Below are 717 nucleotides of genomic sequence, written 5' to 3' on the forward strand. Positions count from 1 at the left end.
ATAACGTTTGGTCGCTTGGCGATGTGGCGGATTAAGGAAGCCTAATCTTTCGGTTAATGACTAATTTTCCAAGTACAAAACCATCTTCAAATTAAGCCAAATCCCGCCATATTGCCAAACGACGGTTATAGGCTGTACTTTTTTAGGTCATCAAAATTCCATATACAGCGATTACTATCCAACTTCCGTAAACTTTTTTAAGAAAATAACTATGTCCACTAGCGCTGTGTGTAAATGTCGAGTAAACAACAGAAACAATGCAATTTTCGTAATTATTGTCAAAAATAGGTTCACTTATACAGATTATTGCTTGTCTTTTCTTTGTTTTTATAAATATTTCTTCAACTTCTTTTTTAGTCAAACATTTTTTGCTTTTTATAAGATCAGAGTTGTAATTCAATTCTTTTATTAATTCGGAATTCCAAATTCCATCATTGCTTTTTGCGACGTTTGCTTCAATTTCATTTAGTATTTTTTCAGGAACTTCAAGTCCAACTTCTTCTTTAAACTCTTTTAGGTCAAAAAAAGTTTTATGTTTTTCACATTGAACATATATTCCTAATGTATTCTTTCCAATTTGCTCATCAATGATTTTTTTAAAAACGTCAGATTCTGAATTGTTTTGTGAAAAACTCAAAGTTGAAATAGTTAAGAAAAGCAAACAGTAAATTTTCATATTTTTCTTTTTACGATTTTTGGTAGTATAGCCTATAACGT

The 717-nt window shown here is 30.0% G+C and carries 1 protein-coding gene; it reads right to left on the reverse strand.

Going from position 1 to position 717, the window contains the following annotated elements; translation table 11 throughout:
• Positions 1-142: 142 nt before the first annotated feature.
• Positions 143-717: hypothetical protein (locus J3S90_RS15730; RefSeq protein WP_210646978.1), on the reverse strand; the 575-nt coding region annotated here is incomplete at its 5' end.

Source organism: Flavobacterium flabelliforme (assembly GCF_017948675.1).
Taxonomy (GTDB): Bacteria; Bacteroidota; Bacteroidia; order Flavobacteriales; family Flavobacteriaceae; genus Flavobacterium; species Flavobacterium pygoscelis.